Consider the following 25,615-nt stretch of genomic DNA (forward strand, 5'->3'; position numbering starts at 1 on the left):
ACGCGGCGACGCTACCCGCACGCGTCAGATGTCCGTTTTGCCGATCTTCATCTAATGTGATCTAGAACACGTTATAGTTCGCCGCAAGTCCTCAACGACTGAAGGGAACCGACAGTGAAAACACCGTTCAACGTGGGGCGGATCACCCGCTCGACGATTGCCGCCGGCGCAGCCGGCGTATTGATTCTGGGCGCGCTGACCGCGTGTACCAGCGATGGCGACGATGCCGGACCGACGACCGAGCTGCCGACCTCGGCGGCGACCGGCGACGCGGTCAAGATCGGTCTGATCGGCGCCTCCGGCGGCGTGGTGTCGATCCCGCAGCTGACGCAGGGCGCCGAGGCCGCGGCGAAGTACCTCAACGACAACGGCGGCGGGATCAACGGGCACAAGGTCGAGCTGGTCATCTGCAACCAGCAGGAGGATCCGGCCTCGGCGACCAAGTGCGCCAACGAGATGGTGGAGAAGAAGGTCGCCGTCGTCGCGGTCCCGATGACCTCGCAGGGCGCGGTCATGCTGCCGATCGTCGCGCGGGCGGGCATCCCCTATGTCGCTCAGGCGCCGGTTTCCGCCGTCGAGATGGGCGCGCCGGGCGGATTCATGATCTCCGGCGGCACCGTCGCCGTGCTCAACGCCGAGGCACAGACCGCGGCGAAGGAGGGCGTCAAGAAGTTCACCATCCTGATCGGCGACTCCGGTGACGCCGCAGCGTCGGTGGGCCAGATGGCACAGGCCTTCTTCAAGCCGGCCGGCATCGAGGTCAAGGTCGTCACCATCCCGTCGAACGTCGCCGACCCGACCCCGCAGATCAGCGCCGGTCTCGCCGACAAGCCGGACGCGGTGACCATCCTCGGCGACTCCCGTCAGTGCATCTCCAGCCTGAAGGCGCTCAAGACCGCGGCGCCCGAGGTGAAGAAGTACCTGATCGCCAGCTGCCTGGACAAGACGGTGACCGACAACGTCGGGATGGACTCCGTTGAAGGCGCCAAGGCCTTCACCACCGTCATCACCACCGGTGAAGAGGAGTCGGTGGTCCAGTACCGCTCGGTGGTCGCCAAGTACGCGCCCGACGTCGACCCCAACGGCCTGGCCTACCTCGGCTACCAGGTGATCAGCTCGATCGCGGCGGTCGGCAAGGACCTGCCGGCCGGGCCGATCAGCGCGCAGCAGTACAAGGACGCGCTGGCGGCGGCCAAGGACGTTCCGGTTCCGGCTGCCCCGGGCCTCACGTTCACCTGCAACCGCACGGCATTCCCGCAGGCTCCCAACCTGTGCAGCAAGTCGATGCTCGTCAGTGACGTCGGCACCGACGGAAAGCTGGAGAACAGCACCGTCGTGAACTAGCGACAACCGCATTCGGGGGCCGCCACGTGCGGCCCCCGAATGTGTTGTCCCGACCGTCCCCGCACTTCTCCGACAGGTAGGACCATGGACCACTTCGCCTATCTCGCCATGGGCATCGGCAACGGAGCCGTCTACGCGGCCCTCGGCCTCGCCCTGGTGATGACCTACAAGAGTTCCGGCGTGGTGAACTTCGCCACCGGAGCCATCGCGCTCTACACGGCCTACACCTACGCCTACCTGCGACAGGGCAAGCTGCTCAACCCCATCCCCGGTTTCGACGCCAAGATCGACCTGGGCACCAAGCTCAGCGTCGGCGCGGCGATGGCCGGTGCGCTCGCCATCGCGACGGTGCTCGGCGTCCTGCTCTATCTCATCGTCTTCCGGCCGATGCGCACCGCGCCGGCCCTTGCGAAAGCGGTGGCCGCCATCGGCGTCATGCTCGTCATCCAGGCGCTGATCAGCCTGCAGGTAAAGGACGACTCGCCGGCGGTGAAGGCGATCTTCCCGTCGGGCACGATCACGATCGGCGGCCAACGCGTCACCACCGACCACTTCTGGCTGGCCGCAGTCGTCATCGGCATCGCCGTCTGCGCGGCGCTGGTGCTGCGCTACACCCGGTTCGGGATCGCCACCGAGGCGGCCGCCGAGTCGGAGAAGGGCGCCCTGGTCACCGGCCTGTCGCCGAACCGCATCGCGTGTGCCAACTGGGCGCTGTCATCGGCGACCGCCGGTCTGGCGGGAATCCTGATCGCGCCCGTCGCCACGCTCAGCCCGTTCGCCTACAGCCTCTTCCTGGTCCCCGCACTGGCCGCGGCGCTCGTCGGCAACTTCACCAGCATCGGCGTGACCGTCGGCGCCGGTCTGGTCATCGGCATGCTGATGAGCGAGGTGACCAAACTCCAGGACGTCTTCGACTGGCTGCCGCGCTACGGTCTCGGCGAGGCCGTGCCGCTCGTGCTGATTCTGGGCTTCCTGCTGCTCCGCGGCCAAGCGCTGCCGGGGCGCGGCGCGTTGATACGACAGGATCTGGGACGCGCGCCTCGACCGAACCGGCTGATCCTCCCGACCGTGCTCGGCGTCGCCGTCGCGATCGCCGCCCTCTACCTCACTTCGGGCAGCCTGCGCCTGGCCGTGATCATGAGCATGATCTTCGCGATCATCGCCCTCTCCCAAGTGGTCATCACCGGATACGCCGGCCAGGTGTCGCTGGCGCAACTCACGCTGGCGGGCGCCGGCGCGTTCGCCTTGGCGCGCATCACCGCAGACTGGGGTCTGCCCTTTCCCCTCGCGCCGCTGCTGGCCGCACTGGTCGCCACCGTGATCGGCATCGTCGTCGGGCTGCCGTCGCTGCGCGTGCGGGGGCTGCCGTTGATGGTGGCGACCCTGGCGCTTGCGGTCTTCCTGGAGCAGGCGTGGTTCCAGAACCCCGACCTCAACGGGCAGAGCGAACAGCTCAAGAACATGGACGACCCGACCGGTGCCGCCCTCCGGATCCCGGACCCGACGTTGTTCGGCATCGACATGGCGGTCGGCTCCGGGGACGGCTACCGCATCTCGTTCGGCGTGCTGTGCCTGACCGTGCTGACGCTGTGCGCACTCGGCGTGGCCTTCCTGCGGCGCAGCCGCCTCGGTGCGGCGATGCTCGCCGTGCGCGCCAACGAGCGGTCGGCGGCCGCCTCGGGGATCAACGTCGGCGCGACCAAACTGATCGCCTTCGCCGTCGCCTCCTTCCTCGCCGGCCTCGGCGGTGTCCTCCTCGCCTACCAGCAGACGCTGGCCGCGGCGTCCAGCTACGCCGTCCTCGCGGGCATCGGCCTGTTCGCCGCCTTCTACATCGCGGGCGTGACGTCGGTGTCCGGTGCGTTGCTCGGCGGCATCCTCGCGCCCGGCGCGCTGATGGCGTTCATCCTCGACAAGTACCTCCACTTCGGCGACTTCTACATGCTGGCCACCGGCATCCTGCTGATCCTCACCGTGGTGACCAGCCCCGACGGGATCAGCGGGCACCTCCACCGGATCCCGCTGCCCGCATGGCTGCGCGGCCGCACCCGGGTCGCGACGGCGAGCGCCACACCCGCCACCGCACTACTGGGCGAGGCGGAACAGCCGGGCGACTCGGCCGGGATCGACGGGCCCGACCGCACGCCGGTGCTGTCGCTCAACGACGTGACCGTCGCCTACGGCCCGGTCACCGCCGTGAACAGTGTCGACCTCGATCTCCGTCCGGGCGAGATCGTCGGCCTGATCGGGCCGAACGGTGCGGGCAAGACCACCCTGGTCGACGCGATCAGCGGTTTCGCGTCGTCGACCGGCTCGATCACCCTGGGCGGGGAAAGCCTCATCGGGCTCTCGCCGCACCGCCGTGCCCGCTCCGGCCTGGGTCGCAGCTTCCAGGACGTCGAGCTCTACGAAGAGCTGACCGTCGCCGAGAACGTCAGTGTCGGCGTCGCGCGTGACGAGCACGACGTCGCGGGTACCGTCACCCAGGCGCTGGGCCTTCTCGAGATCGCGGACCTGGCCGACACGATGGTCGCCGACCTCTCGCAGGGTCAGCGGCAGCTCGTCTCGGTCGCCCGCGTGCTGGCCGGGCGACCGACCGTCGCGCTGCTCGACGAGCCGGCCGCCGGCCTCGACTCGACCGAGAGTCGCTGGCTGGGCGAACGCCTGCGGTCCGCCGCTTCGCGCGGGGTCACGATGCTGCTCATCGACCACGACATGGACCTGGTCCTGCGCCTGTGCGATCGGGTGATCGTGCTCGACCTCGGTGAAGTCGTCGCGGCCGGACCACCGGAATTGATCCGCACCGATCCGAGCGTGATCCGCGCCTACCTGGGCTCGACCGGCGAGCATCCCGGCGACGTCACGACCGCGAGCGAGGAGTCCCAGTCATGAGTGCGTTGCGCTGTGCCGGCGTCGATGCCGGCTACGTGAAGAAGAGCCCGTGCGTGCGGGGCGTGGATCTCGCGGTCGACCGCGGCGAGATCGTCGCGCTGCTCGGCCCCAACGGCGCCGGGAAGACAACCCTCCTGATGACGCTGGCCGGGCTGCTGCCCCGTCTCGGCGGAGAGGTGCTCGTCGACGAGGAGCCGCTGCGCTCGGGCGACCCCCGTGCGGCTGTGCGCGCCGGCATGGTGCTGGTCCCCGACGATCGGGCGCTGTTCCGGAACCTCACCACCGCCCAGCACCTCCGGCTGGCCGTGCCCCGTGCCGGTCGCGGATCACTGGATCCCCGTCGCCGCAAGGCCGAATCGACCGAGGCGATCGACGGCGTACTGGCGCACTTCCCCGCGCTGACCAACCGGCTCGACGTCGCCGCCGGCGAGCTGTCCGGGGGCGAGCAACAGATGCTCGCCATCGCCCGTGCCCTGCTCCAGCGCCCGCGGATCCTGATGATCGACGAGCTGAGCATGGGGCTCGCACCGGTCATCGTCGAATCGATGCTGCCCGTGCTGCGGTCGGTCGCCGAGCAGGAGGGAACGGCCGTGCTGCTCGTCGAACAGCATGTGCGACTGGCACTGGAGGTGGCCGACCGGGCCGTCGTCCTCGCGCACGGCGAGGTCGCGCTGACCGACGACGCCGCCGCCCTGGCAGCCGATTCCGCGCGTCTGGAGCAGGCCTACCTGGGCGTCTGACCGTATTTGGTGGTCGAGTGCCGGCATATTGGCGGTCGCGGCCCGCATAATTAGTGGTCACATGCGGCCTACTGATGGTCGCATGCCGGACATCATTTGGTGGTCGAGTGCCGGCGAGGCGCTAGCCGAGCCGGCGTATCGAGACCCGGCGAGAGTCCGGCCCGACTCAACCCGAGACGATGTACTTCGTCCCGCGGGGCTCGCGCTCCCAGAGCTGCTCACCGTCGTGCGCCCTGGCACCCTCCTGCTTGAGCGCGCGCTTGATGATCTTGTTCGTCGCGGTCGTCGGCAGCTTCGGACTCACCCGGACGTAGCGCGGCCATGCCTTGGGCGAGAGATCGGGCTGTCCGGCGAGGAAGGAGGCGAAGGCCTCAGGCGTCGGGGTGTCGTCGCCGCTGGGCACGACCGCAGCCATCACCGCGTCGCCGACCGTGTCGTCGGGCACGCCGTACACGGCCACCTGCCCGACCTCCGGCATGCGCTGCAGGATGCGCTCGATCGGCCCGGCGGTGAGGTTCTCACCGTCAACGCGCATCCAGTCGCCGGTGCGCCCGGCCAGGTAGATCCAGCCGTCGGCGTCGCGGTAGCCGAGATCGCCGGACCAGTACATGCCCTCGCGCATGCGCTCCGAGGTGGTGGCCTCGTCGTTGTAGTAGCCGGTGAACATTCCCGCGCCCGAGGTGTTGACGATCTCGCCGATCGCCTCGTCGGCGTTGAGGAGCGCACCGTTCTCGTCGAACTGCGCGACCGCGCATTCGGTGACCGTGGACGGGTTGTAGACGGCGACGCCGGGGAAGCCCTTGCCGATCGATCCCTTAGGCGTGCCCGGCTCCCGGGTGATGATGACGGCGAGTTCGCTGGAGCCGTAGCCGTCCCACACCATGCAGTCGAAGCGCCTGGCGAAGTCGTCGATGTCGCGGTCGGTGGCCTCGTTGCCGAATGCCGCGCGCAGCGGGTTGTCGGCGTCGTCGGGCCGCTCGGGTGTCGCCAGGATGTACGCGAGCGGCTTGCCGACGTAGTTCATGTAGGTCACGCCGAAGCGGCGGACATCGTCGAGGAACGTCGAAGCCGAGAACTTGGCCGGCACCATCGACGCGCCGCTGGCCGCGGCGACGCAGTAGCCGCCGAGCAGGGCGGCCGAGTGGAACAGCGGCATCGACAGGTAACAGACGTCGTCGGCGGTGATCCCGAACTTTTCGACGAGCGGCGGACCGGCGAAGGGGATCAGCATGTGCGCGAGTTGGACCGGTTTCGGATCGCCGCTGGTTCCCGACGTGAAGATCAGCATGAACGGGTCGACGGCGCCCGGTGTCGAGTGCGGGGTCAATTCGGGCGCGGCGGCGACGCGCTGCGCCCACTCGTCGGTCGAGGTGTCGAAGACTTGGACGTCGCCCAGGTCGAGCCCGTCGAGGAGCTCTCGGTGCTCGGCGTCGGTCAGGAGGATCTGGCAGTCGGCGCGCCGGATGTCGCGGGCGAGTCCCTCGCCCCGGCGCGTGTTGTTGATCCCGGCGGTCACGTAGCCGCCGAGCGCACCGGCGGCGATGGCGAAGAGCATCGTCGGCGTGTTGCCCAGGAGGACACCGATGTGCATCGGCCGCGACGAGTCGGCGGCATCCAGGACGGTGGCGGCGACGCGCCGCGCATCGGCAATGTACGCGCGCCAGCTCCACGTTCCGGTGTCGTGGCGGATCGCGATGCCGTCGTCGTCGGCGCGTTCGGCAAGGAGTTGGGTCACGGTTTCAGCCATGCCCCAAATCTAGAACGTGTTACAGAAACGCGTGGCCGTTTGTCCGATTCACGGCGGGCCAACACTCATCACGTTGGCGAAAGCTCCGGTATCCGGTGCAGACGCCTAACGGATCGGCGCGTGATCGTCTTCCAACGCCCCGCGAATCTCGGCAACGAATCGTTCCGGGTGATCGACCACATCGCTCCACGTGAAGTTGAGTACCCGCCATCCGGCGGCGATGAGCGCGTTGCGCCTCGTGCGGTCGTGCTGGAAGGCCGTCGCGTCGCGGTGGAACGCGAACCCGTCGATCTCGACGGCGAGTCGACAATCGGGAAACGCGAAGTCGATGAGGTAGCCGCACGACGGATAGCCGGCCGACCATCCGGTGATGCCGGCACGCCGAAACACGCGCACCACGACCCGCTCGGCCTCCGACCGAGCACCGCTGCGGATCAGCGTGAGGTACCGGGCGACCCGTGACGCCCCGTGACGTTTGGGATAGCGAGCGTGGGCCGCCGCCAACGATGTCGGCGTCACCCGGTGAGCCAACAGTGCTGCGTCGAGGATCTGGATGCCCAGGTCCAGCGACGCATCAAGCGCGGTCAGCGCTGGTGCGGTTACGCGCAGGCCCCGGTGGTCGAGGACATCCTCGTCGGCGAGCACCCGGTGCCGCACGACCGTCGTCGATGTACGGCGTGGATGCCGTCCCGGTACGGGCGCGAACACCACGTGCCTGCGCGGTTCGTCACCGCAGAGTCCCAACCACCACGCCGCTGCCGCGCCCCCGAGTACCGCCGAACCACCGACCGAGCACACCGCGAGCCTCGCCTGCGCGCGAGCGGTGCGAGCGCACGAGGCGACCAGGTATACCCCACGCGCGACCGGCCGCCACTCCCCGGACGCGATGCGTCGCTGAATGCCGGACCGACTGAACCCGAGTGCACGCGCGTCAGCGCTTGTGAGCACTCCGTCGTGCCGAATCACGAACTCGTTGAAGTCCATGCCGGTTTAGACGCACGGATGGACCTGCCGGTTCCACCCGCTCCCCGACGCTCGATGATCTGTTTGGCGAAGGCTCCGGTTTCCGGCACCGCCGCCTAACGGATTGGTACTACTACTTGCCGACGACGGCCCCGCGGCGAGGAGTCCAGGTGATCTTGCCGCGCTGGAAGGTGGCTACCTTGCCCTTGCGGTCCTTGGTGGGACGCTCGCTGCTCGTCGGGAGACCCAGCTTTCCACCGGGACCGCCGACCGAGACATACGCTCCGCCGATGGCGCCGCCGACGATCCGCGGCCCCTTCGGGCCGGTGATGATTCGCGCGCCGCGGAAGTCCTGCGCGCGACCGCCCGGCACCGAGTACTCGGGGGTCAGGCATTCGCCGAGCAGGCGCTTGTTGGCGTTGTACACCTTCTTGATCGCACCGGCGGTACGGCAGGCCGGCCGGTCCTCCGACAGTCCGAGCGCGCTCGCGGCCTGTGGCCACGCCTGCGTCATCTCGAACTGCCAATAGGGCCACGTGTGGGTGCCCGACGGGCGGTAGACCGCCTGACCGGGAATGCCCTTGCGGTTCAGCTCGGTGGCGAACTGCTGTGATGTCACCCGCGAGAGCAGTTCCAGTCCGACGCCGGAGTAATTGGTGGCCAGCAGCGGGATGTCCGTCGGCTTGTCATGCGGGCCGACGACGCCGTTGCCCGAGGAGATGTAGAGACTCGTGCCGTGCAGCTTGTCGGCGAGCAGGTACGGATCGTGCTCGCGCCAAGCCGGGTTGCTGGGGAGGCCGAACATCTTCTGCGCGTCATAGCCGCCGGCGTCGCGCATCGCGAACTGGATCGCCGGCTGCATGCCCAGCGAGGTCATCTGCAGGATCCCGGAGAAGGAGGCGGCGAACTTGTAGAACCCGGGATTGCGGGAGGCCAGCATCATGGCGGCCGTCCCGCCCATGGACAGGCCCTCGACGCCGCGCACATCGGTCGACCGCCAATCGCGCTCGATGATCGTCGGCAACTCGCGGATGAGGAACGTCTCCCACTTGTAGTTCTTGCCGCGGTCCGGATGCAGCCAATCGGTGTAGAAGCTCGACTCGCCGCCGACCGGCAGGATGACGTTGAGGTTCTTGTCCTTGTAGAAGTCGACGACGTTGGTGTTGATCACCCAGCCGTTCTGGTCATCCTGGGCGCGCAGACCGTCGAGCATCGTCATCTGCGGGAACTTCGCCGTCGGCCGCGACCACCAATCGCGCGCGAGTAGCAGCTGCACCTGGATCTCGGTGTTCATCGCGGGCGAGAACACCCACAGCGCGACGCGGCGGTCGGTGTACCAGAACGTCTTGGTGACCCGAACCTCTTGCGGATTCGCCACCGGTTGCGCCGGAGGAGGCGGTGCCGGTGCCTGGCGCGGCGGCGGTTTCGGCGCACCCCGAGGCGGTGGGGCCGCCGGGTTCGGCGCCGGCGCGCCGGGAGCGGGCGGCGGTGGCTCGGCCGTTGCCGGTGCGACGAGGGGCAACGTCAGCGCGGCCGACAACGCACAGGCAATGGCAACGCCACGCGCACGCTGCGCCCGACCGGTCAAGACCGACGCTCGAGCACCTCTCGTCCTCACAGCTCACAGCTCCTTCGCAAACAGCCGGGCTACGCGGCTTCATCCCCTCGTCGGGCACGAAAACACAACGCCCTCCGTGTAGTTCTTACACGGAGGGCGTTGTGTTTTGGTTATGCCACGCTGTGACAGATGAGATTTTTGTTACTGGAGGTGCTTGCCCCGTACTACCGGAAGAAGCCGCGCGACTTCGCGTTCCAGACCATGTCCTGCCAGTAGCCCCACGCGTGGGTCCCGGCCGCGTCATAGGTCATGACGGGCAGGCCCTGGATGGCGGCGGACGCCTGGAAGGCCTTGGCCTGGGTGAACGCGAGGAACTCCAGCGTCGAACCCTTGAACAGGTCGTCGAACACGTTCGGCAGCGCGTTGTACTTGCCGAACAGGCCGTTGCCGGAGCCGACGAAGATCTTCATGCCGTGCATGTTGCCGATGTTCCACATCGGGTCGTTCTGGAACCACTGCAGGCCCCAGATCGGCCACATCGAGTCGACGTTCCACGGCTTCGGGTCGACGTCGAGCATCGCCAGACGGATCATCGTGCGCATGCCCGGTGCCGAGAGGAAGTTGTAGCCGGACAGCGAGCCGGCGCGGTCGAAGTGGCGGCGGTTCTGGGCGCCGATCGTCAGGGCGGCGTTACCACCCATCGAGAGGCCCATGATCGCGTACTTGCGGGACTTGCCGACGCGGAAGCCGCGGGCGTCGAGGCCGCGGATCAGGGTGCGGCTGATGACGCAGTTCCAGCGGTAGGTGTAGCGCTGGTTGTTGAAGTTACTCGGAGCGACCCAGTCGGTGTAGAAGCTGGCCGGACCACCGATCGGCTCGACGACGTTGACGCCGGAGCGGACCATTTCCTGGATGTTCGTGTTGATCTCCCAGCCGCTGTAGTCGTACTGGGCGCGCATGCCGTCGAGCATGATCACGGTCTTGTAGTTGCCCTTGCGCTTCCACGCACGAACCTTGACCTTCGGCATCCCGCAGCCGTTGACGTAGAACTGCTGGAGCCCGACCTGCGTACCGCCGATACGGGCGGCGGCCTGGCCGACGCCGGCCACGGTGACGAGGCCCAGCGAGGTTGCTACCGCCACGAGCATGACGACGAGGCGGTTCCTCATCTTCGCCGTCTTAGACACAGTCTTCGACATACGACTGAACTCTCCATCTCTGCCCGACGCGCGGCGCACCGGCTCGGTGGTCTTCAGCCTCGATCAACGGGGCTGCTCTTCATCGATTACACAACGGCATGAGGAATCCTGCATGGCGGGTTCCTCATACCGCAACGTTCGAGAATCGTATTGCAATCGCTTCGTGACTCACAAACCGTTGCTGTGTGTGACGGCGCGAACAAGGCCGCCACTCGACTCTCGACAAAACTATCGTCGCAGGTCCGACAACCGTTAGCGCTGGTGGCAAGTTGACAGGAAACCAGCAGGTTCGATGGTCCCCCAAACCACAGCAGTCACAGCGTCGGGCTACTTCGGCCGGATCCGTGCGGGCATGGGAAGGCCGCACCGCTGGATCTCGTACTCCGGAATCCGGGACATGCGGTAGCTCGTGAAGCCCAACGACTGCCTCAGGCTGCTGCGGAACCGCTTCACCGTCCAGGGCTCGTCCTTGTAGGAGGCGATACGGTCCATCGTCGCCGGACAGGTCAGCGCGACCTGGGCCTGCTGCACGACCTCCTGGTCGAGGAACAGCGGCAGCACCGGGTAGCGCCCGAAGGCGCCGGATTCGGCGATCACCCACTCCGTCGGCAGGATCTTGTCGTGACCGATGCGGCCGTCCTGCAACCGGTCGGTGTGCGCGGCGATCGGGTAGGCCAGGCCCATCTGGTCGATGATGCGCACGTCGAGCGGCGCGAGCATGCCCGTCATCCCGAGGTTCAGGAAGAAGACCGACACCTGCCGCGGCGTGTTCGGCGGCATCTTGTCGGGCAACCGGGCGTAGTACCACTCGTCGTAGTTGGCCGAGGCGATCAGCACCGCGCCTTCGTCGCGGAACTTCTCGATCGACTCCATCATCGCGCGCATGCGCGGGAACTGCAGGTAATCCTCGGCGGTGACCGGGTTTGCGACCCCCATGTTGACCGCGTAGAACCGCCGCTCGTCGACGATGCCGCTGCGGCCGATGTCGATGCCTTCGCCCTCCAGCGTGTTCTGGTGGACGACGACCGCCCAGCTCACCGTCGCGATCCACACGACGCCCAGCAGTACGGCGCCGCCCAGCGAGGTCCGAGTGCGCCGCTGGACGACCTCGTCGGCAGCGCTCTGCGGCGTCCGCCACGCCAGGCGCACGTGCTCGGGAACGGTCACCGGGATAACCATGATCGGCAGCAGCAGGATGAACAGCGGGGTAAGCAGCACGCGCGCGTGCATGAAGTCGCCGCCCTGGCGGATCCAGTACAGGGCCAGAATCGCACCGGCGGCCACGGTGACCGCGACAACGGTTTTGGACTGGCGCAGTCCGGCCTGCCACCGCGCCCAGCGCGTACCGATCTCGGCCGAGCCCGGATCCGCATGCTCGTCCTCGTCGGGTTTGGCGTGCCGGCCGCGCACCTCGACCGCGGCCGTCGCCGCGAGCCGGCGTGCGTACAGCAGCCAGCCGACGACCAGCAGGGCCAGGATCACCGGGAAGAGCAGGACGTAGGGGCCGAACATATTCGCCACGTAGGCGAAGCCCTGACCCCACTTCGATCCGGACGCGTCCTTGGCGATCGCGGGATTGGGCACGAGGACGGCGTAGTAGCCCATCCGGAACACCTGGTAGGCCACCGGCAGCGCACCGGCCACCGCGACGATTCCCAGCCGCATCCGCCAGCTGATGGGCGAGCACACGAGGACGAGCAGGACGAGCGCTCCGAGCAGCGTCAGCTCCGGCCGGATCAGCGGTGCCAGGCCGGCGACGAAAGCCAAGAACAGCACCGCCGCGTTCTCGCGGGGAGCGGCCGCGTCGCGTCGGGCCCAAGCGAGGAAGAGGCACCACACCGCGGCGACCCAGAGGATCGACAAGCCGTTCTCCAGGCCGCTCGTCGCGAAGTCGCGGGCGGGCGGCAGCGTGATGTAGATGATGGCGCCGAGCGGCAGCAGCAGCGTCCAGCCGGTCTTGGCCGCGCTGCCCCAATACAGGCGGGCGGTCCCGTACATCGCCAGCGGCACGGCGATCACCGACATCAGCAGCGCGGTCCACAGGGCGACGTATTCGAGTTGCCCGCCGGTGACCCAGGAGAAGAACCAGAGAACGTAGGTCCACGCCGTCGACGTGTTGGCCTCGACGCGCTCACCAGCGTTGAACACCGGACCGTTGCCGGCCAACAGGTTGCGGATGGTGCGGAGAACGATCAGCCCGTCGTCGGCGATCCACCTGCGCTGCCAAGCGCCGATCGCGAAGAACGTGGTGACGCCGACGGCGCCGACCAGGAAACTGACGAGGGCGACCCGGCTGCGCGTCCAGGTGGTGGGCCCGGTCCGATCGCTCACGCGATCGGCTTGCGCCTGGTCGTCAGAACCAGTTCGGGTAAACATAGACGGCGACACCCACGCATAGTATCCATGCGAGTGCGAGGACCTGCAGGACCCGGTCGCCCAGGGCGATCTCCTCGGGCTCGCCCGCCTCGCCGCCGTCGACGTCGACCGCATAGCGCAGGATGGCGATGGTGAACGGCACCATCGACACGGCGTAGAAGATGTTGTCGACATCCTTGCCGTCGACGACGTGCGCGTCGAAGGCCCACAGGCCGTAGCAGAGGACGACGGCGGTGGCCGAGAGCGTCCACACGAACCTCAGGTAGCCGGTCGTGTAGTACTCCAGCGACTTGCGGATCTTCGCACCGGTCATCTCGGCCAGCTGCAGCTCGGCGTAGCGCTTGCCGGCCGCCATGAACAGCGAGCCGAAGGCCATGACGAGCAGGAACCACTTCGAGAGGTCGATCCCGGTGGCAGCACCACCGGCGATCGCGCGGAGCAGGAATCCCGAGGACACGATGCAGATGTCGAGGACGGCCTGGTGTTTGAGGCCCAGGCAGTAGCCGAGCTGGATCACCAGGTACACGCCGATGACAACGGCGGTCTGCCAGTTGGCGAGCAGTGCGATACCGACCGAAGCGGCGGCGAACACGACCGCCAGCAGATAGGCCAGGTTGACCGGTACGACCCCGGCCGCGATCGGACGGAAACGCTTTGTGGGATGGTTGCGGTCGGCCTCGACGTCGAGTGCGTCGTTGATCAGGTAGATCGCCGACGCGGCAAGGCAGAAGGCGACGAAGGCGATGCCGGCGCCGCGCCAGACGTCGACGTTGTCGAAACGCAACTGGCCGGCCGCCAGCGGCGCGGCCAGGACCAGGACGTTCTTGACCCACTGCCGGGGACGGATGGCCTTGAAGAGCCCCGACGCCAGAGTCTTCGGCGGTCCGACTACCTTGCCGCTCTCGATCGGCTCTTCGCTCATCAGTCTCAGGCTCCCGGCTTTCGGTTCGCGAACAATCGGTGATTGAACACCGCGTCGCCCACTAGTTTGTCACCCGCGATCACCGCGCCGGCACTCGCCGCGCCAATCGCGGCTCCGGCCAGCACGTCGGTCGGGTAGTGCACGCCCAGCACGAGCCGCGACAGCAGCATCGGCGGGACAAGCACCGCGGAAAACGTAGCGGACTTCAGCCAGCGTCGATTGGCCCCGCTCGCTTCGCTCCCGGCGGCCGCGGCCCGACCGAGCAGAATCGCGGCCGCCGTCGTCGACGTGGCGTGCGACGAGGGGAAGCTCAGCTTGCTCGGCGTGCCGACACCGACGGCGATGTCGGGGTGGTCGGGGCGCGGGCGGCGGACGATGCGCTTGATGATCACCGACGCCGCGTGCGCGCCGAACGCGCCGACCCCGGCCTCGATGTAGCGGCGTCGCGCGGTCTCGTCGCCGCGGCGCGCGGCGAGCAGTGCCCCGGCGCCAGCGAGAGCCAGCCAGCCCAGCGAGTGCTCGCCGAAGTGGGACAGTCCGCGTGCCGCGGAGACGGTGGCCGGGCGGGTCAGCACCGACTGCACGCCGGCCAGGACCGCGGCTTCACCAGACGGCTTGTCCGGGGCCGCCGTCACGTCAGTCGATTCCAAAGACATTCGCCCAGCTTTCCTTACTGGTCAGGTCCGCGTGCGCGTCCCGGTACTTCTGCTTCATCTCCGGGAAGCGATCGCGCAGCTCGCGCACCAGCGCGGCGGATTCCTTGCCCAGTGCCAATGCCTTGTCGCGGTCGCGCTGACGGTAGACGACGCCTCGCCCGTCGGCGGTCGTCACGGTCACCCCGTCGACGCGGCCCAGCGAGTACCAGCGCGCTTCCACCGGCGGGTAGTTCGCCTGCGGCACCTCGTGGTGGCGCGGGTCGGCCGGGCGCAGGTTGTTGCGGATGGCCTTCGCGAGCGTCAGCACCTTGACCGCGGGGTTCTTGGGCTCGTTCACGCCGAGCGCGGTCGCCTCACCGGTCGTGCGCGGCAGTTCAGTGGCCGACGGGAGAACGACGGCGTCCGGGTACTGCTTGCGGATCTCGGCGACCTTGCCCAGTGCCGTCGGCAGGATCTCGCGGATGTGGTCGGGGCCGGCGAGGAAGTCGCGGATCGCCTCGTTCTGGATGGCGACCGTCGAGTACTCCAGGCACAACAGGTGCTTGGCGGTGGCCTTCGCCATGGACTTGAGGATGCCGTTGATCGAACCGTCGTGGTGCAGCGATGCGACGACCAGCCGGTTGCGCAGGTGGAAATACGCCTGCCAGTCGATGGCGTCGTCCTTGTCGCTCCACGCCATGTGCCAGATCGCGATGCCGGGCACAGTCGCCGTCGGGTATCCGGCTTTGGCCGCGCGCAGCGCGAACTCCCAGTCGTCCCATTTGATGAACAGCGGCATCGGCAGGCCGATGGTCTCCGCGCACTCGCGCGGGATCATGCACATCCACCAGCCGTTGCCCTCGACGTCGATGCGCCGGTGCATGTTCTTCGAGTTCTCCCGATCGCTCATCGGGTACTTGGCGAAGTTGTGGTCGTATTCGACGAACGGCGCGGCCGTCCACATGAAGGTGTTGCGGTTGATGACCTCGCCCATGCAGTGCAGGTGGCTGCGGTCCTGCAGGTTGAGCATCTGGCCGCCGACGAGCATCGGGGTCTTGGCGAACCGCGACATGGCCAGCGCCCGCAGGATCGAGTCGGGCTCGATCGCGATGTCGTCGTCCATGTACAGGATGTAGGGGCTGTCGGTGAGGCGCAGCGCCTCGTACATGATGCGCGAGTAGCCGCCGGAGCCGCCGAGGTTGCCCTGGTCGAACATGCGCAGGCGGTCGCCGAGTTTGGCCGACGCCTCGTCAAACCCGGGCTCGTCGACGACCTTCTTCGTACCCTGATCCGGCATGATCACCGCGTCGATGACGGCGTCGACGAGGGGGTCGCTGGTCAGTGCGTCCAGGGCCGCGACGGCGTCGGCAGGCCGGTTGAAGGTCGGGATGCCGACGGTGACGCGCTTGTCCTTGCCCCCCTCTTTCGGGCTGGGCGGTGCGACGGGGGCGTACCAGCCCGCCGAGGTGATCTCGGTGTCGGTGTCGGTGGTGATGTCGAACCAGATCCAGCCGCCGTCCTCGAAGGGGCCGAGGTCGAGTTCGAATTCGATGACGCCGCGGCCGTTCTCGTCCACGGGCACCAGGTCGCCGCCGATGCCGATGCGCGAGCCGTCGATCTTGGAGCGGTAGAGGTCGACGCGGGCGGTGCCGGTCAGCTCGACGCGCAGCACGACGGACTTCAGCGTCGACCAGCGGCGCCAGTAGGCGGCGGCGAACGCGTTGAAGTAGGTCTGGAAGCTGACCTCCGACTCGGCGCCGAGGTTCACCGATGTCCGCGACGGGGAGTGGGCGCGGCGCAGGTTGCCGTCGGCCTCGACGAGGTACAGGGAGCGGACGTCGAGCGGCTCGCCCGGGCGCGGGAAGATGACGCGCTGCAGCAGCTCGACGGCTTTGGACTCGGGAGTCGCGGCGGCATTCTTCTTGTTCTGTGTCGCTGTGGTCATGAGAGCCTCTCAGTCGTTCTGCTCGACCAGCGGCGCGCCCGTGCTCAGGTGCGGCGCGAGCGTGTTGTCGAACATGGTGAGGGCACTGGCGATGGCCATGTGCATGTCCAGGTACTGGTAGGTGCCGAGACGTCCGCCGAACAGGACCTTGGCGTCGCGCAGCTCGGCGGCGGCACGCTCACGGTACTTGGCGAGCATGGCCCGGTCCTCGGGGGTGTTGATCGGGTAGTACGGCTCGTCGTCGTCGGAGGCGAAACGGCTGAACTCCCGCATGATGACGGTCTTGTCGTCGGGGTAGGTGTCGCGCTCGGGGTGGAAGTGCCGGAACTCGTGGATGCGCGTGTAGGGCACGTCGGCGTCGTTGTAGTTCATCACCGGGGTGCCCTGGAAGTCACCGGTCGGCAGGACCTCGGTCTCGAAGTCGAGGGTGCGCCAGCCGAGCTGTCCCTCGGCGTAGTCGAAGTAGCGGTCGAGCGGGCCGGTGTAGACGACCGGCGCGTCGGGGTTGGCGGCGCGCAACTCGTCACGGACGTCGAACCAGTCGGTGTTCAGCCGCACCTCGATCTTGTCGTCGGCGGCCATGTTCTGCAGCCACGCCGTGTAGCCGTCCGTCGGCAGACCCTCGTAGGTGTCGTTGAAGTAGCGGTTGTTGAAGGTGTAGCGCACCGGCAGGCGCGTGATGTTGGCCGCCGGCAGGTTCTTCGGGTCGGTCTGCCACTGCTTGGCGGTGTAGTCCTTGACGAAGGCTTCGTACAGCGGGCGGCCGATCAGGCTGATCGCCTTTTCCTCGAAGTTCGCCGCCGTCTTGGTGTCGAACTCGCTGGCCTGCTCCGCGATGAGCGCCTTGGCCTCGTCGGGGGTGTAGTAGCGGTTGAAGAACTGGCACACCAGGCCCAGCCCCATCGGGAACTGGTAGGCCTGGCCGTTGTGCATCGCGAAGACCCGGTGCTGGTAGCCAGTGAAGCTGGTGAACTGGTTGACGTAGTCCCACACCCGCTTGTTGGAGGTGTGGAAGAGATGCGCGCCGTAGCGGTGGACTTCGATGCCGGTCGTCGGTTCCGGCTCCGAATAGGCGTTGCCGCCCAGGTGCTCACGGCGCTCGACGATCAGCACGCGCTTGCCCAGCTGGGTCGCCGCCCGCTCGGCCACGGTCAGGCCGTAGAGGCCCGATCCGACGACGATGAGGTCGTACGTCTGGTTATTGCTCACCACGGGGGTTCAGGGTATCGGACCCAACCTGAGAATCACGTATCGGCGAGGCAGCTGCGTCCTGGATGAAGAGCTTCACGTCGATGCCACGCGTTCCGCGGAACGTTTTCACCACAGCAGCCACTCACACGCCACCCGTAACATCGCCCACCTACGTGGCCGGAACTTAGAATTGCGCAATGCCCCCGACCGAGTTCATCCCCAACGCCGGGACCTGCCTGGCGACGACGAACGTCCTGTCGCGCCGCGGACAGGTGCGATGGATGGTGCGAGAGAAGTCGCGCGACCCGGCCGACAGCGGTTGGCGGATCATGAGCGACGTCGACACCCAGGAATACCTCGACAGCGGCGAATGCTGGCACGTCGTCGACTACAACGCCGTCTGCGCCATCGAACCCGCGCTCATCGACATGTGGAGACTGCCCGTCGGCTCCGACCTCCAGCTCGTCCGCGACCAAGCCGCCACGCGCATCGTCGAGACCGCCACCGGTCGCCAGGTGATTCCCGTCCCGAGCGCTGCTCCCACCCATCACGTCCCGGGAGGCAACGGGTCCGATCAGCCCAAGCCGCGTGACCGCATGGAACGTGAGAACGGAGTCGTCGATGCGACCTTCAGTTCCCTCTCGACCACCGCGGGCTGGGATCTTGCCCTCGTCACGATCACTTTCACCGACGAACCGCAGCCCGCCTACAGCTGTCTGCTCTACGCGACCGGCGACGAAGAGGCCGACCTCGACGCGTGGTTCGCGTCGCACACGTTGCCGAAGCTGCCGTTCGTCGCGGAGTCACGCCTGCCGTCGACCCTGGTCGAGCTCGTTGCCGAGCACCGACTGTCCATGCCCGACGCGAAGGGGGCGCTGTGGTCGAGCATGCAGTTCGCGCTCGAGCGCGACGGGAGCTTCTACTTCTACAACTGCCGCTACCGGTGAGCCGCCCGTAGCCAGCGCGACACTAGATCTCGTCGGCCCGGGGGAAGCCAAGCGCGACCAGGCCGCCGCGCTTGCTGAACGCCCGGAAACCACGATGCGAGAGGGCCGCCGCGCCCGTCTGCGCGCTGTAGAGCATGATCCCGCGCTGGAACCGCTGTTTCACGCCCATGCCGTTCTCGGTCAGCTCCGGCACGCCGAGCGGCTGGCCTAGCGGCGACCTCTTGCCGCCGAGTTCGACATGCTTGGCGGCGAACGCCGTTCCGGCCGCACCGAGCAACTTGTCGATGTCACCCTTGTCGAAGTTCACGTTCTCGGTGACACCGCGCAGCAGCGACGCCAGATCGAGGTTCTCCAGCGGACCCAGCACGTCGATCCCGGCACCCGGACCCGACGGGGGCGGCACGATCCTCGGCTTGGTCTTCTGCCCGGCGATCGAGAACCACGACGACTTCAGCTTCAGCAGCGTGCGGGCCTCCTCGCCGTTGACTTCCTTGGTGCCGCCCGACCCGATCGCCTTGACCTTGATGGCCCGGCCGTGGTTGGGACCCAGTCCATTGGCCTCGACGACCTCCAGCGCCTTGAGCGCTCCGACGCCGAAAGCGGCGCCGACGCTGCCCGCGCTCACCGTCGCGTTCCAGGTGTGGGCGGGCGAGACCGAGTCGCCGTCGTCTTTGACCGCCGGGAAGTTTCCGCCCGCGGTGTATCCACCGGTCGACGCGGAGAATTCGGTGAACGCCGGCGCGCCGCGGACCAGCCGGATCTGCCCGCCGGTCGCGTCGGCTGCGGCGTTGGTGCGCGGATCTTCGCCCGAAACCCCGCCGTACACCTGCGAATTCATCGTGTCGTCGATCTTCTTGCCCTTGGCCAGCGCGGCGAGCGCGTAGGTGCGCGCGGCGACGGCCTGAGCCTTCAATGCTTCGGCCCCGCCCTCGTCGGCCCAGCGCGGCAGACTCTCGCGCGGGATGACTCCCTTGACGTAGTCGTCGACGTGGAGACGGTTGACGACCTTGCCTCCGACGACTCCGAGCCCGCCGCGGTAGGCGGCGTTGTTGCCGCAGAACCGCAAGTGCTCGTTCGCCGGACGGCTCGGTGCCGGGTTGATGGGATCGACGAAGGGGTTGTTGCCGAGCTGGACCGTTCTGACCGCGGCGCCGTTGCACCCGGATGTGATGGTGGCCGTGGTCCCGGCCAGGCGAACGGCCTGCCCGGGAGCCACGGTCTGGCCACCGACTCGCATCCCGGCGTCCGCGCGCACATTCACCGAGGCCTGCTTGGTGAGAATCACCGAGACCTCGGGTTTGTCCGCCTTCCCCGCGGTGGTGCCGCCGTAATAATGGCGCAAGATCCGATCCGCCGACCAGCCCTTCTTCGCGTAGCCGAAGGCGCCCCACTGGCCCATGCCCCGACCGTGGCCGTGACCCTTGCCCACCAGCTTCACGTCAGCGCCGGCGGACAGTTGGATGGTCACCGTCTTGGCGGTCGCGACGACGGCGGTGATTCCGCCGACGACCAGCACCGGGGCGAGCGCAGCCGACAGCACCTTCTTCCGAACCTGTCGCATGACTGCCTTCCCCGCCTGCCATCGTGAGGCCTGTGACTAGTGAGACTCATGTGACTGTAGTGAACGCGCGAATCGGTCACAAGGCCGGGCGGTCACAACCGGGTCACGAGTTGCGGGGACTCGCTAGAAGTACCGGCGCAGCACCGTGGCGACACCGTCGTCGTTGTTCGTCGGCGCCACCTCGTCGGCGGCCGCGATCGCCGCCGGATGCCCGTGGGCCATCGCCGCACCGTGCGACGCCCAGCGCAGCATCTCGATGTCGTTGGGCATGTCGCCGAACGCGATCACCGCGTCGGTCGGCAAATCCGTCAGCTCGGCGAGTCGCTTCAGCCCCGACGCCTTGTGCGTCTGCGGCACCGACAACTCGATGAGGCCGTTGCTCGTGGAGAACGTGACTTCGGCGAGGTCGCCCACCGCCGGGACGAGCAGCTCGGCCATCTCCTCGCTGCGCATCTGCGGCGCCCGCGCCAGCAGCTTCACGGCCGGCTCGTCGGAGAGGTCGGCGTCGTCGACCAGTTCGTGATCCGGGTTGAGCCAAGCGTGCTCGTACCCGTTGGTCGCGACGAACGGCCGGGTCGCCGCGTCGTGGGCGGATTCGCCCGCGCGCTCGGCGGCGAGCCCCGCGTCCGGCAGCGTTTGCTCCACGATCTCCACCAGCTTGCGCAGGCGCGGCACCTCGAGCTGAGCGGCGTGCAGAATGCGGTCGTTCTCGACGTCGTAGACGATCGCGCCGTTCGCACACACCGCGTAGCGGACCAGCGAGGCGCCCGGCCGCAGCTCGACGAGGTCGTCGGGGACGACTAATTGATCGGTCACCTCGGCGATCCAGCGCGGCGGACGGCCCGTCGCCAGGACCAGGTCGACGCCGGCACGCACGGCATCCGTGATCGCATGGACAGTGGCCTGGCTGACCTTGTTCGCGTCGTCGAGCAACGTTCCGTCGACATCGCTGGCGATCAGCGACGGCGAGGCGGGCGTTCCGTCGGCGCGGTTCACCGCCGTCCCGACTCGCGCTTGGCGGCGCGAGCCGCGGCCTTGTTGGCCGCCTCCTCGTCCTCGATGACTTTGGCCTCGTCGAACGTCGGTGCCGAACCGCCGAGACGGGCGGGCACCCACGGCGCCCCGGCCGGGTGGTCGTACTCTTCCTGGATCGGATGCAGCATCGAGATCATCGTGTCACGCAACTCCGACACTTTCGCGTCGACCGACGTCGTGGAGTCCAGGTCGACGGCGGACAGATCGATCGGCGTTCCGTATTCGACGATGACGGGAATCTTCTTGCGGCCCATCGAGCGGATGCCGCCCTTGGTCCACTGCCGGTGCGCGCCCCAGCAGATGATAGGGATGATCGGCACGCCGGCGGCCGCGGCCATCCGCACGGCGCCGGACTTGAGCTCCTTGATCTCGAAGCTGCGGCTGATCGTCGCCTCCGGATAGACCCCGAGCAACTCGCCGTCGCGGAGTTCAGCGACGGCCGCCTCGTACGCTTCGTGCCCGGCCGAGCGGTCGACGGGCACGGTCTTGGTCCGCGTGATCAGGAACCGCATTATCGCGATGTCCATCATCTCGGACTTGATCATGAACCGGATGCGCCTGCCGCGGCGGTACACGCCCAGCGCCACGGGGATGAAATCCATGTACCCGGTGTGGTTGATCGCCAGCACCGCACCGCCCGACGTCGGAATGTTCTCGGCCCCCCGATAGTCGATACGCACGCCCTGGGCGCCCCGCAGCCCGAGGGCGATCATCTCCAGCGTGCGGTAAACCGGTTCCATCCGGACTCCTTCCCGGCTCAGGTTACCGCGACGGTCGACACCCGCTCGTCCGAATTGCGTGCCGCCGCTACCGTGGGTGTCGATGGCCGACAAGCGCACTGCCCCGACCATGATGCGACGCCTCGCCGAACGCGAGGTGACCGGTCACGTACGACGGCCGGCAGGCGGAACCGACGTCGAGATCGCGTACTTCCGGCCGTCGCCGTCGACCGGTTTGCCCGTCGTCATGATCCCTGGCGGCCCGGGGATGGCGTCGGCCTTGCCGTACCGCTCGCTTCGACGCGACGCCGTTCGCCGCGACCTCGACGTCGTCATGATGGAGCACCGCGGCGTCGGACTATCCCGGCGTGACGTCGCCGGGAACGATCTCGCGGTCTCCGCGGTGACGCTGGAAGCGACGGTCGCGGACCTGAACGCGGTGCTCGACGACGCCGGGATCGGGCAAGCGGTGATCTACGGGACGTCGTACGGCAGCTACCTCGCACAGCTCTTCGGGGTCAGCTACCCATCGCGGGTGGCCGGTATGGTTCTCGATTCGCCGGCGCTCTCGGCACGCGACGACCTCGCGATGTCCCGCCGATTCCGGCGCGAGCTCCTGCTCGATGGACCGTCGGACACCGCGGCCGCCGTACGCTCGCTGGTCGAGGCCGACATCGCACCCGACGCCGAACTCGGCCACGTGGTTCAGGTCGTCTACGAGTTCGGCGGACCGGATCTGTTGCGGCGGCTGGCGCTCGCACGGTTGGCGGGCCGAGGGCGGCGCGCGTGGGAGCGCCTCGCGGCGCTGGGCGGGTCGGAGATCGAGGGCGGTCAGCCGTTCGTGATGGAACCCGATCTCGTCGCGGGGATCACCTACGCCGAACTCGGTTCCGGTGCCGCGCCGGACGGCTTGCCTCTCGACCCGGAAGCGACGTTCGCCGGACGCTCGGACCTCGAATTCACCGGCGAACCGGTGGACATGCCGTCAGAGCTGCCCAACTTCGACTGGCCGACGGCGGTCATCTCCGGCGAGCGTGATCTGCGGACACCGCGGCCGGTCTCCGAGCGGGTCGCCGGCCTGATCCCCGACGCGGTACTGGTTCCGCTCGCCGATACCGGACACAGCGCATTCGACGGACACCGCCGGGCGGCGTTCGCCGTCGCACGGGCGGTCCGCGACGGACGTCACCGGGATCTACCCGACCGTGCCGACGGACTGTCGCAGCTGCCGCGACGAGGGTCCCTGCAGGTCGCGTCGCGCCTCATCCGCGCGGGAATCGCGCTAGATCTGCGGCTTCCCGGCTAGCGCTGCCGTCGGCGCTCGGCTGCTGTCCGCGACGTCAGCCGTCCGGGTTGGCGTCGCGCTCGGCCTTCTTCGCCATGCGCTCGGCGTGCTCGGCCTCGTCCAACGCGTTGGCCTCCTCCAGCGTCGGCGCGCCACCGCCGAGACGGGCGGGAACCCAGAACTCGCCGGCCGGGTAAGGGCCGTTCATCTCGGCGTACTGCTGCTGCAGCTCGCCGAGCTTGGCCACCATCACGTCGTGCAGCTTGGCGGTCAAGGCGTCTGGCGTGCCGGTGGCTTCCAGCGGCTCGGCGACGCCGATGGCGACCGGCGTCTTGGAACGCCCGAGGTTCTTCGGATGTCCCTTGGTCCAGATCCGCTGTGCGCCCCAGATGACAGTCGGGATGATCGGAGCGCCCGATTCCAGTGCCATGCGCGCCGCCCCCGATTTGAATCCCTTGATCTCGAAGCTGCGGCTGATCGTCGCTTCCGGATAGACGCCGACGAGCTCGCCGGCCTTCAGGTACTCGACGGCGGCCTGGTAGCTCTCCGCGCCGGCGGTCCGGTCGACGGGGATGTGCTTGCAGCCACGCATGAGCGGTCCGGTGATCTTGTTGTCGAAGACTTCCTTCTTCGCCATGAACCGGACCTTCCGCTTTCCCTGTAGATAGGCGGGGATGCCGGCGAGCGTGAAGTCGAGGTAGCCGGTGTGGTTGATCGCCACGACGCCCGGCCCGCTGGCGGGGACGTTCTCAACGCCGGAGATCTTGAACTTGATGCCCTGTACGGCCCACAGCGTGCGGGCCGCGGCGATGATGCTGTCGTAGACGGGTTCCATGCCCGGAAGTTTAGTCTGGTCGACGTCGCATCACACCAAAGAGGAAACTGCCGTATCCAGAGTTAGCGTCGTCCCTGGTGCCCGCTATTCTGACGTCCATGCGATCCAACACGCTCCCCTCCCGGCTGGCCGCCGGCCTGATCGGTTCCGCCGCAGTGGCCACCCTCCTCGCGCCCGCAGCGTCGGGTGCCACTCCTGTCGGTCACGTGGCCGCTACCGCCAAGCCGGCCGTCGCGGCGACTACTCCTGCGCCGCTCAGGTCGATGACGGATCAGCAGGTGCTCATCGTCAACCGGGCGCCCATCGGCGCCGCCGGGCCGGCCGCGCCCGCTCCGATCGTTGTGGCGCTCGGCAAGGAGCAGGTTGCCGAGCTGGGCAAGGTGCAGGTCAAACAGGGGTACATCAACGAACAACAGGCCGCCTGGCAAGGCGCCGGTGCTGGCGCCGCCGGGGGAGCAGCGGTTGGAGCGCTCGTGGGCGTCATCGCCGGCGGACTGATCGGTGGAATCTTCGGCGTGTTTGGCAGCATTCCGGGAATCGTCGTCGGGGCCATCTCCGGTGCGATCTCCGGCGCCATCACCGGCGCGATCTGGGGCGCTGTCGGCGGTGCCGTGAACGGTTACCTCAACGGCCAGAACCAGGCGCGCGCCCACAACAACGCCGTTCGCAAGAACGGCGGCAAGCCGGTGTCGGCGCAGGTGTCCGGCCCGGTCGCGAACCCCGTCGACCAGGTCGTCCGCCAGGCGCAGGCATTCCTGCCCCAGCCGCAGCGGGCCGTCGCGCCGAAGCCGGTCCGGGAGCTGCGCGAGATCCCCGACGTGAAACTGCCTCCCCAGGCCCATCGGGCGATCGACGACGCCAAGCGCGCTTTCGCGCACCACTTCGGTATCCGGACGCCCCGCCGGTGACCGCGCAGCACACCGGCCGTTCGACGCGCGTCGCGGTCGGGTTGATCAGCGCGGCCACCACGGCTGCCCTACTCGTGCCGGCCACGGCGGGGGCCACGCCGACCGGCACGGCGGCAGTGAGCCGTCCCGACGTCGCGAAGGCGCCCGCTAAGCCGTCAGCGCCGGTCCGCGACTACGTCGTCATTTCGACCGCACTGCCGGGAATGGCGCGTCCAGCCGCACCCATCGTGCTCGTCGCGGCCCACCCGACTGGCAATCCCAAAGACGGCTACATCGACGAGCAGGCGTACGCCTCGCGGATGTCCCAGGAGAACGCGGCTCACACCGGTGGACTCGGTGCTGCGTGGGGTGCCGGGGTCGGTGCCGCGGTCGGCGGTCTCGGTGGCGCTGTCGCCGGCCTGGTTTTGGGCAGCGTGCTTCTGCCGTTCGTAATCGTCGCCGTGATCGTCGGAGGCGTAGTCGGCGCGGCCGCCGGAGCGGCGATCGGCGCAGCCATCGGCGGCACGATCGGCGCGGTCAACGGGGCGAACACCGGCTACCACGACGGCCTCGGCGAGGCTCGCTGGCACAACAGGCAGGTACGCAAGCGCAACGGCGGTACCGCACGGCCCGTCCGGCAAGCTGCGTTGACGAACGCACAGCACGATCCGCACCGCGCGTTGGCCGACCTGAACGAGTCGGCCCACGATCTCGGCCGGGCGCTCGGCATCGTCCGGTAGCTCACAACCCGGCGCCACGACGACGAAAGTCCCCTCGTGCGGAATCGAGTTCCGCGCGGGGGGACGTTTATCCTGAGGAGTGGACCAGCCCGGC

General features: G+C 68.1%; 20 protein-coding genes. 7 read left to right on the plus strand and 13 right to left on the minus strand.

Annotated features, from left to right (window positions below; genetic code table 11):
* Nucleotides 1-114 precede the first annotated feature (114 nt).
* The 3 genes from GOARA_RS08395 (at nt 115) to GOARA_RS08405 (ending at nt 4,976) form a co-directional block, all read left to right on the plus strand.
* Nucleotides 115-1,344, plus strand: a complete 1,230-nt coding sequence (locus GOARA_RS08395; RefSeq protein ID WP_007321915.1) for an ABC transporter substrate-binding protein — start codon at nt 115-117, stop codon at nt 1,342-1,344.
* An 84-nt stretch (nt 1,345-1,428) separates the two neighbouring features.
* The gene (locus GOARA_RS08400; protein ID WP_007321916.1) at nt 1,429-4,236 is read left to right on the plus strand and encodes a branched-chain amino acid ABC transporter permease/ATP-binding protein; all 2,808 of its coding nucleotides are present in this window, start codon (nt 1,429-1,431) and stop codon (nt 4,234-4,236) included.
* Nucleotides 4,233-4,976, plus strand: coding sequence for an ABC transporter ATP-binding protein (locus tag GOARA_RS08405; RefSeq protein WP_007321917.1), 744 nt, complete (start codon nt 4,233-4,235; stop codon nt 4,974-4,976). The genes GOARA_RS08400 and GOARA_RS08405 overlap by 4 nt, the downstream gene beginning before the upstream one ends.
* A 166-nt stretch (nt 4,977-5,142) precedes the next feature.
* Here the strand turns inward: GOARA_RS08405 and fadD1 are convergent, their stop codons facing one another.
* The 9 genes from fadD1 to glf form a co-directional block, all read right to left on the minus strand.
* Nucleotides 5,143-6,723, minus strand: a complete 1,581-nt coding sequence (fadD1, locus tag GOARA_RS08410) for a fatty-acid--CoA ligase FadD1 (RefSeq protein WP_007321918.1) — start codon at nt 6,721-6,723, stop codon at nt 5,143-5,145.
* Between the two features lie 105 nt (nt 6,724-6,828).
* Complete coding sequence (locus GOARA_RS08415; protein ID WP_007321919.1) at nt 6,829-7,707, minus strand: PDDEXK-like endonuclease domain-containing protein; 879 nt, start codon at nt 7,705-7,707, stop codon at nt 6,829-6,831.
* Nucleotides 7,708-7,819: 112 nt separating this feature from the next.
* On the minus strand, nt 7,820-9,304 hold the full coding sequence (locus tag GOARA_RS08420) for an alpha/beta hydrolase-fold protein (RefSeq protein WP_373277739.1): 1,485 nt from the start codon (nt 9,302-9,304) through the stop codon (nt 7,820-7,822).
* Between the two features lie 164 nt (nt 9,305-9,468).
* Nucleotides 9,469-10,413 (minus strand): alpha/beta hydrolase, encoded by a 945-nt coding sequence (locus GOARA_RS08425; RefSeq protein WP_245548391.1) that lies wholly within the window; start codon nt 10,411-10,413, stop codon nt 9,469-9,471.
* A 357-nt stretch (nt 10,414-10,770) separates the two neighbouring features.
* A complete protein-coding gene (locus tag GOARA_RS08430; RefSeq protein ID WP_170265565.1) occupies nt 10,771-12,819 on the minus strand; it encodes an arabinofuranosyltransferase AftB family protein in 2,049 nt (682 codons plus the stop codon).
* Entirely contained in the window at nt 12,797-13,741 is a 945-nt protein-coding gene (locus GOARA_RS08435; protein ID WP_007321923.1) for a decaprenyl-phosphate phosphoribosyltransferase, read from the minus strand. The genes GOARA_RS08430 and GOARA_RS08435 overlap by 23 nt, the downstream gene beginning before the upstream one ends.
* A 5-nt stretch (nt 13,742-13,746) precedes the next feature.
* Nucleotides 13,747-14,397, minus strand: a complete 651-nt coding sequence (locus GOARA_RS08440) for a phosphatase PAP2 family protein (protein ID WP_007321924.1) — start codon at nt 14,395-14,397, stop codon at nt 13,747-13,749.
* The gene (locus GOARA_RS08445; protein WP_007321925.1) at nt 14,378-16,321 is read right to left on the minus strand and encodes a glycosyltransferase; all 1,944 of its coding nucleotides are present in this window, start codon (nt 16,319-16,321) and stop codon (nt 14,378-14,380) included. Before GOARA_RS08445 ends, GOARA_RS08440 begins: the two co-directional genes overlap by 20 nt.
* A 9-nt stretch (nt 16,322-16,330) precedes the next feature.
* Complete coding sequence (gene glf / locus GOARA_RS08450; protein WP_050947218.1) at nt 16,331-17,530, minus strand: UDP-galactopyranose mutase; 1,200 nt, start codon at nt 17,528-17,530, stop codon at nt 16,331-16,333.
* 179 nt (nt 17,531-17,709) lie between these two features.
* Between glf and GOARA_RS19345 the strand changes: the two genes are divergently transcribed.
* Complete coding sequence (locus GOARA_RS19345; protein ID WP_007321927.1) at nt 17,710-18,459, plus strand: DUF2185 domain-containing protein; 750 nt, start codon at nt 17,710-17,712, stop codon at nt 18,457-18,459.
* Between the two features lie 22 nt (nt 18,460-18,481).
* Here the strand turns inward: GOARA_RS19345 and GOARA_RS08460 are convergent, their stop codons facing one another.
* The 3 genes from GOARA_RS08460 to GOARA_RS08470 form a co-directional block, all read right to left on the minus strand.
* Nucleotides 18,482-20,020 (minus strand): SpoIID/LytB domain-containing protein, encoded by a 1,539-nt coding sequence (locus GOARA_RS08460; protein ID WP_007321928.1) that lies wholly within the window; start codon nt 20,018-20,020, stop codon nt 18,482-18,484.
* A gap of 123 nt (nt 20,021-20,143) precedes the next feature.
* A complete protein-coding gene (locus GOARA_RS08465; RefSeq protein WP_007321929.1) occupies nt 20,144-21,016 on the minus strand; it encodes a Cof-type HAD-IIB family hydrolase in 873 nt (290 codons plus the stop codon).
* On the minus strand, nt 21,013-21,795 hold the full coding sequence (locus tag GOARA_RS08470; RefSeq protein ID WP_007321930.1) for a lysophospholipid acyltransferase family protein: 783 nt from the start codon (nt 21,793-21,795) through the stop codon (nt 21,013-21,015). Before GOARA_RS08470 ends, GOARA_RS08465 begins: the two co-directional genes overlap by 4 nt.
* A gap of 82 nt (nt 21,796-21,877) precedes the next feature.
* Between GOARA_RS08470 and GOARA_RS08475 the strand changes: the two genes are divergently transcribed.
* Entirely contained in the window at nt 21,878-23,080 is a 1,203-nt protein-coding gene (locus GOARA_RS08475; protein WP_007321931.1) for an alpha/beta hydrolase, read from the plus strand.
* Nucleotides 23,081-23,114: 34 nt separating this feature from the next.
* On the opposite strand, the gene GOARA_RS08480 is transcribed toward GOARA_RS08475, so the two are convergent.
* Nucleotides 23,115-23,894 carry a lysophospholipid acyltransferase family protein gene (locus GOARA_RS08480; protein WP_007321932.1) on the minus strand — a complete coding sequence of 260 codons (780 nt, stop codon included), beginning with the start codon at nt 23,892-23,894 and terminating at the stop codon, nt 23,115-23,117.
* 98 nt (nt 23,895-23,992) lie between these two features.
* On the opposite strand from GOARA_RS08480, the gene GOARA_RS19790 reads away from it, so the two are divergent.
* Both GOARA_RS19790 and GOARA_RS19795 read left to right on the plus strand, forming a co-directional pair.
* Nucleotides 23,993-24,802: a hypothetical protein gene (locus GOARA_RS19790; protein ID WP_138947606.1), complete on the plus strand. Its 810-nt coding sequence runs from the start codon at nt 23,993-23,995 to the stop codon at nt 24,800-24,802.
* Nucleotides 24,799-25,521 carry a hypothetical protein gene (locus tag GOARA_RS19795; RefSeq protein WP_007321934.1) on the plus strand — a complete coding sequence of 241 codons (723 nt, stop codon included), beginning with the start codon at nt 24,799-24,801 and terminating at the stop codon, nt 25,519-25,521. Before GOARA_RS19790 ends, GOARA_RS19795 begins: the two co-directional genes overlap by 4 nt.
* The last annotated feature ends 94 nt before the right edge of the window (nt 25,522-25,615 follow it).

This window comes from Gordonia araii NBRC 100433, assembly GCF_000241265.1.
Lineage (GTDB): Bacteria > Actinomycetota > Actinomycetes > Mycobacteriales > Mycobacteriaceae > Gordonia > Gordonia araii.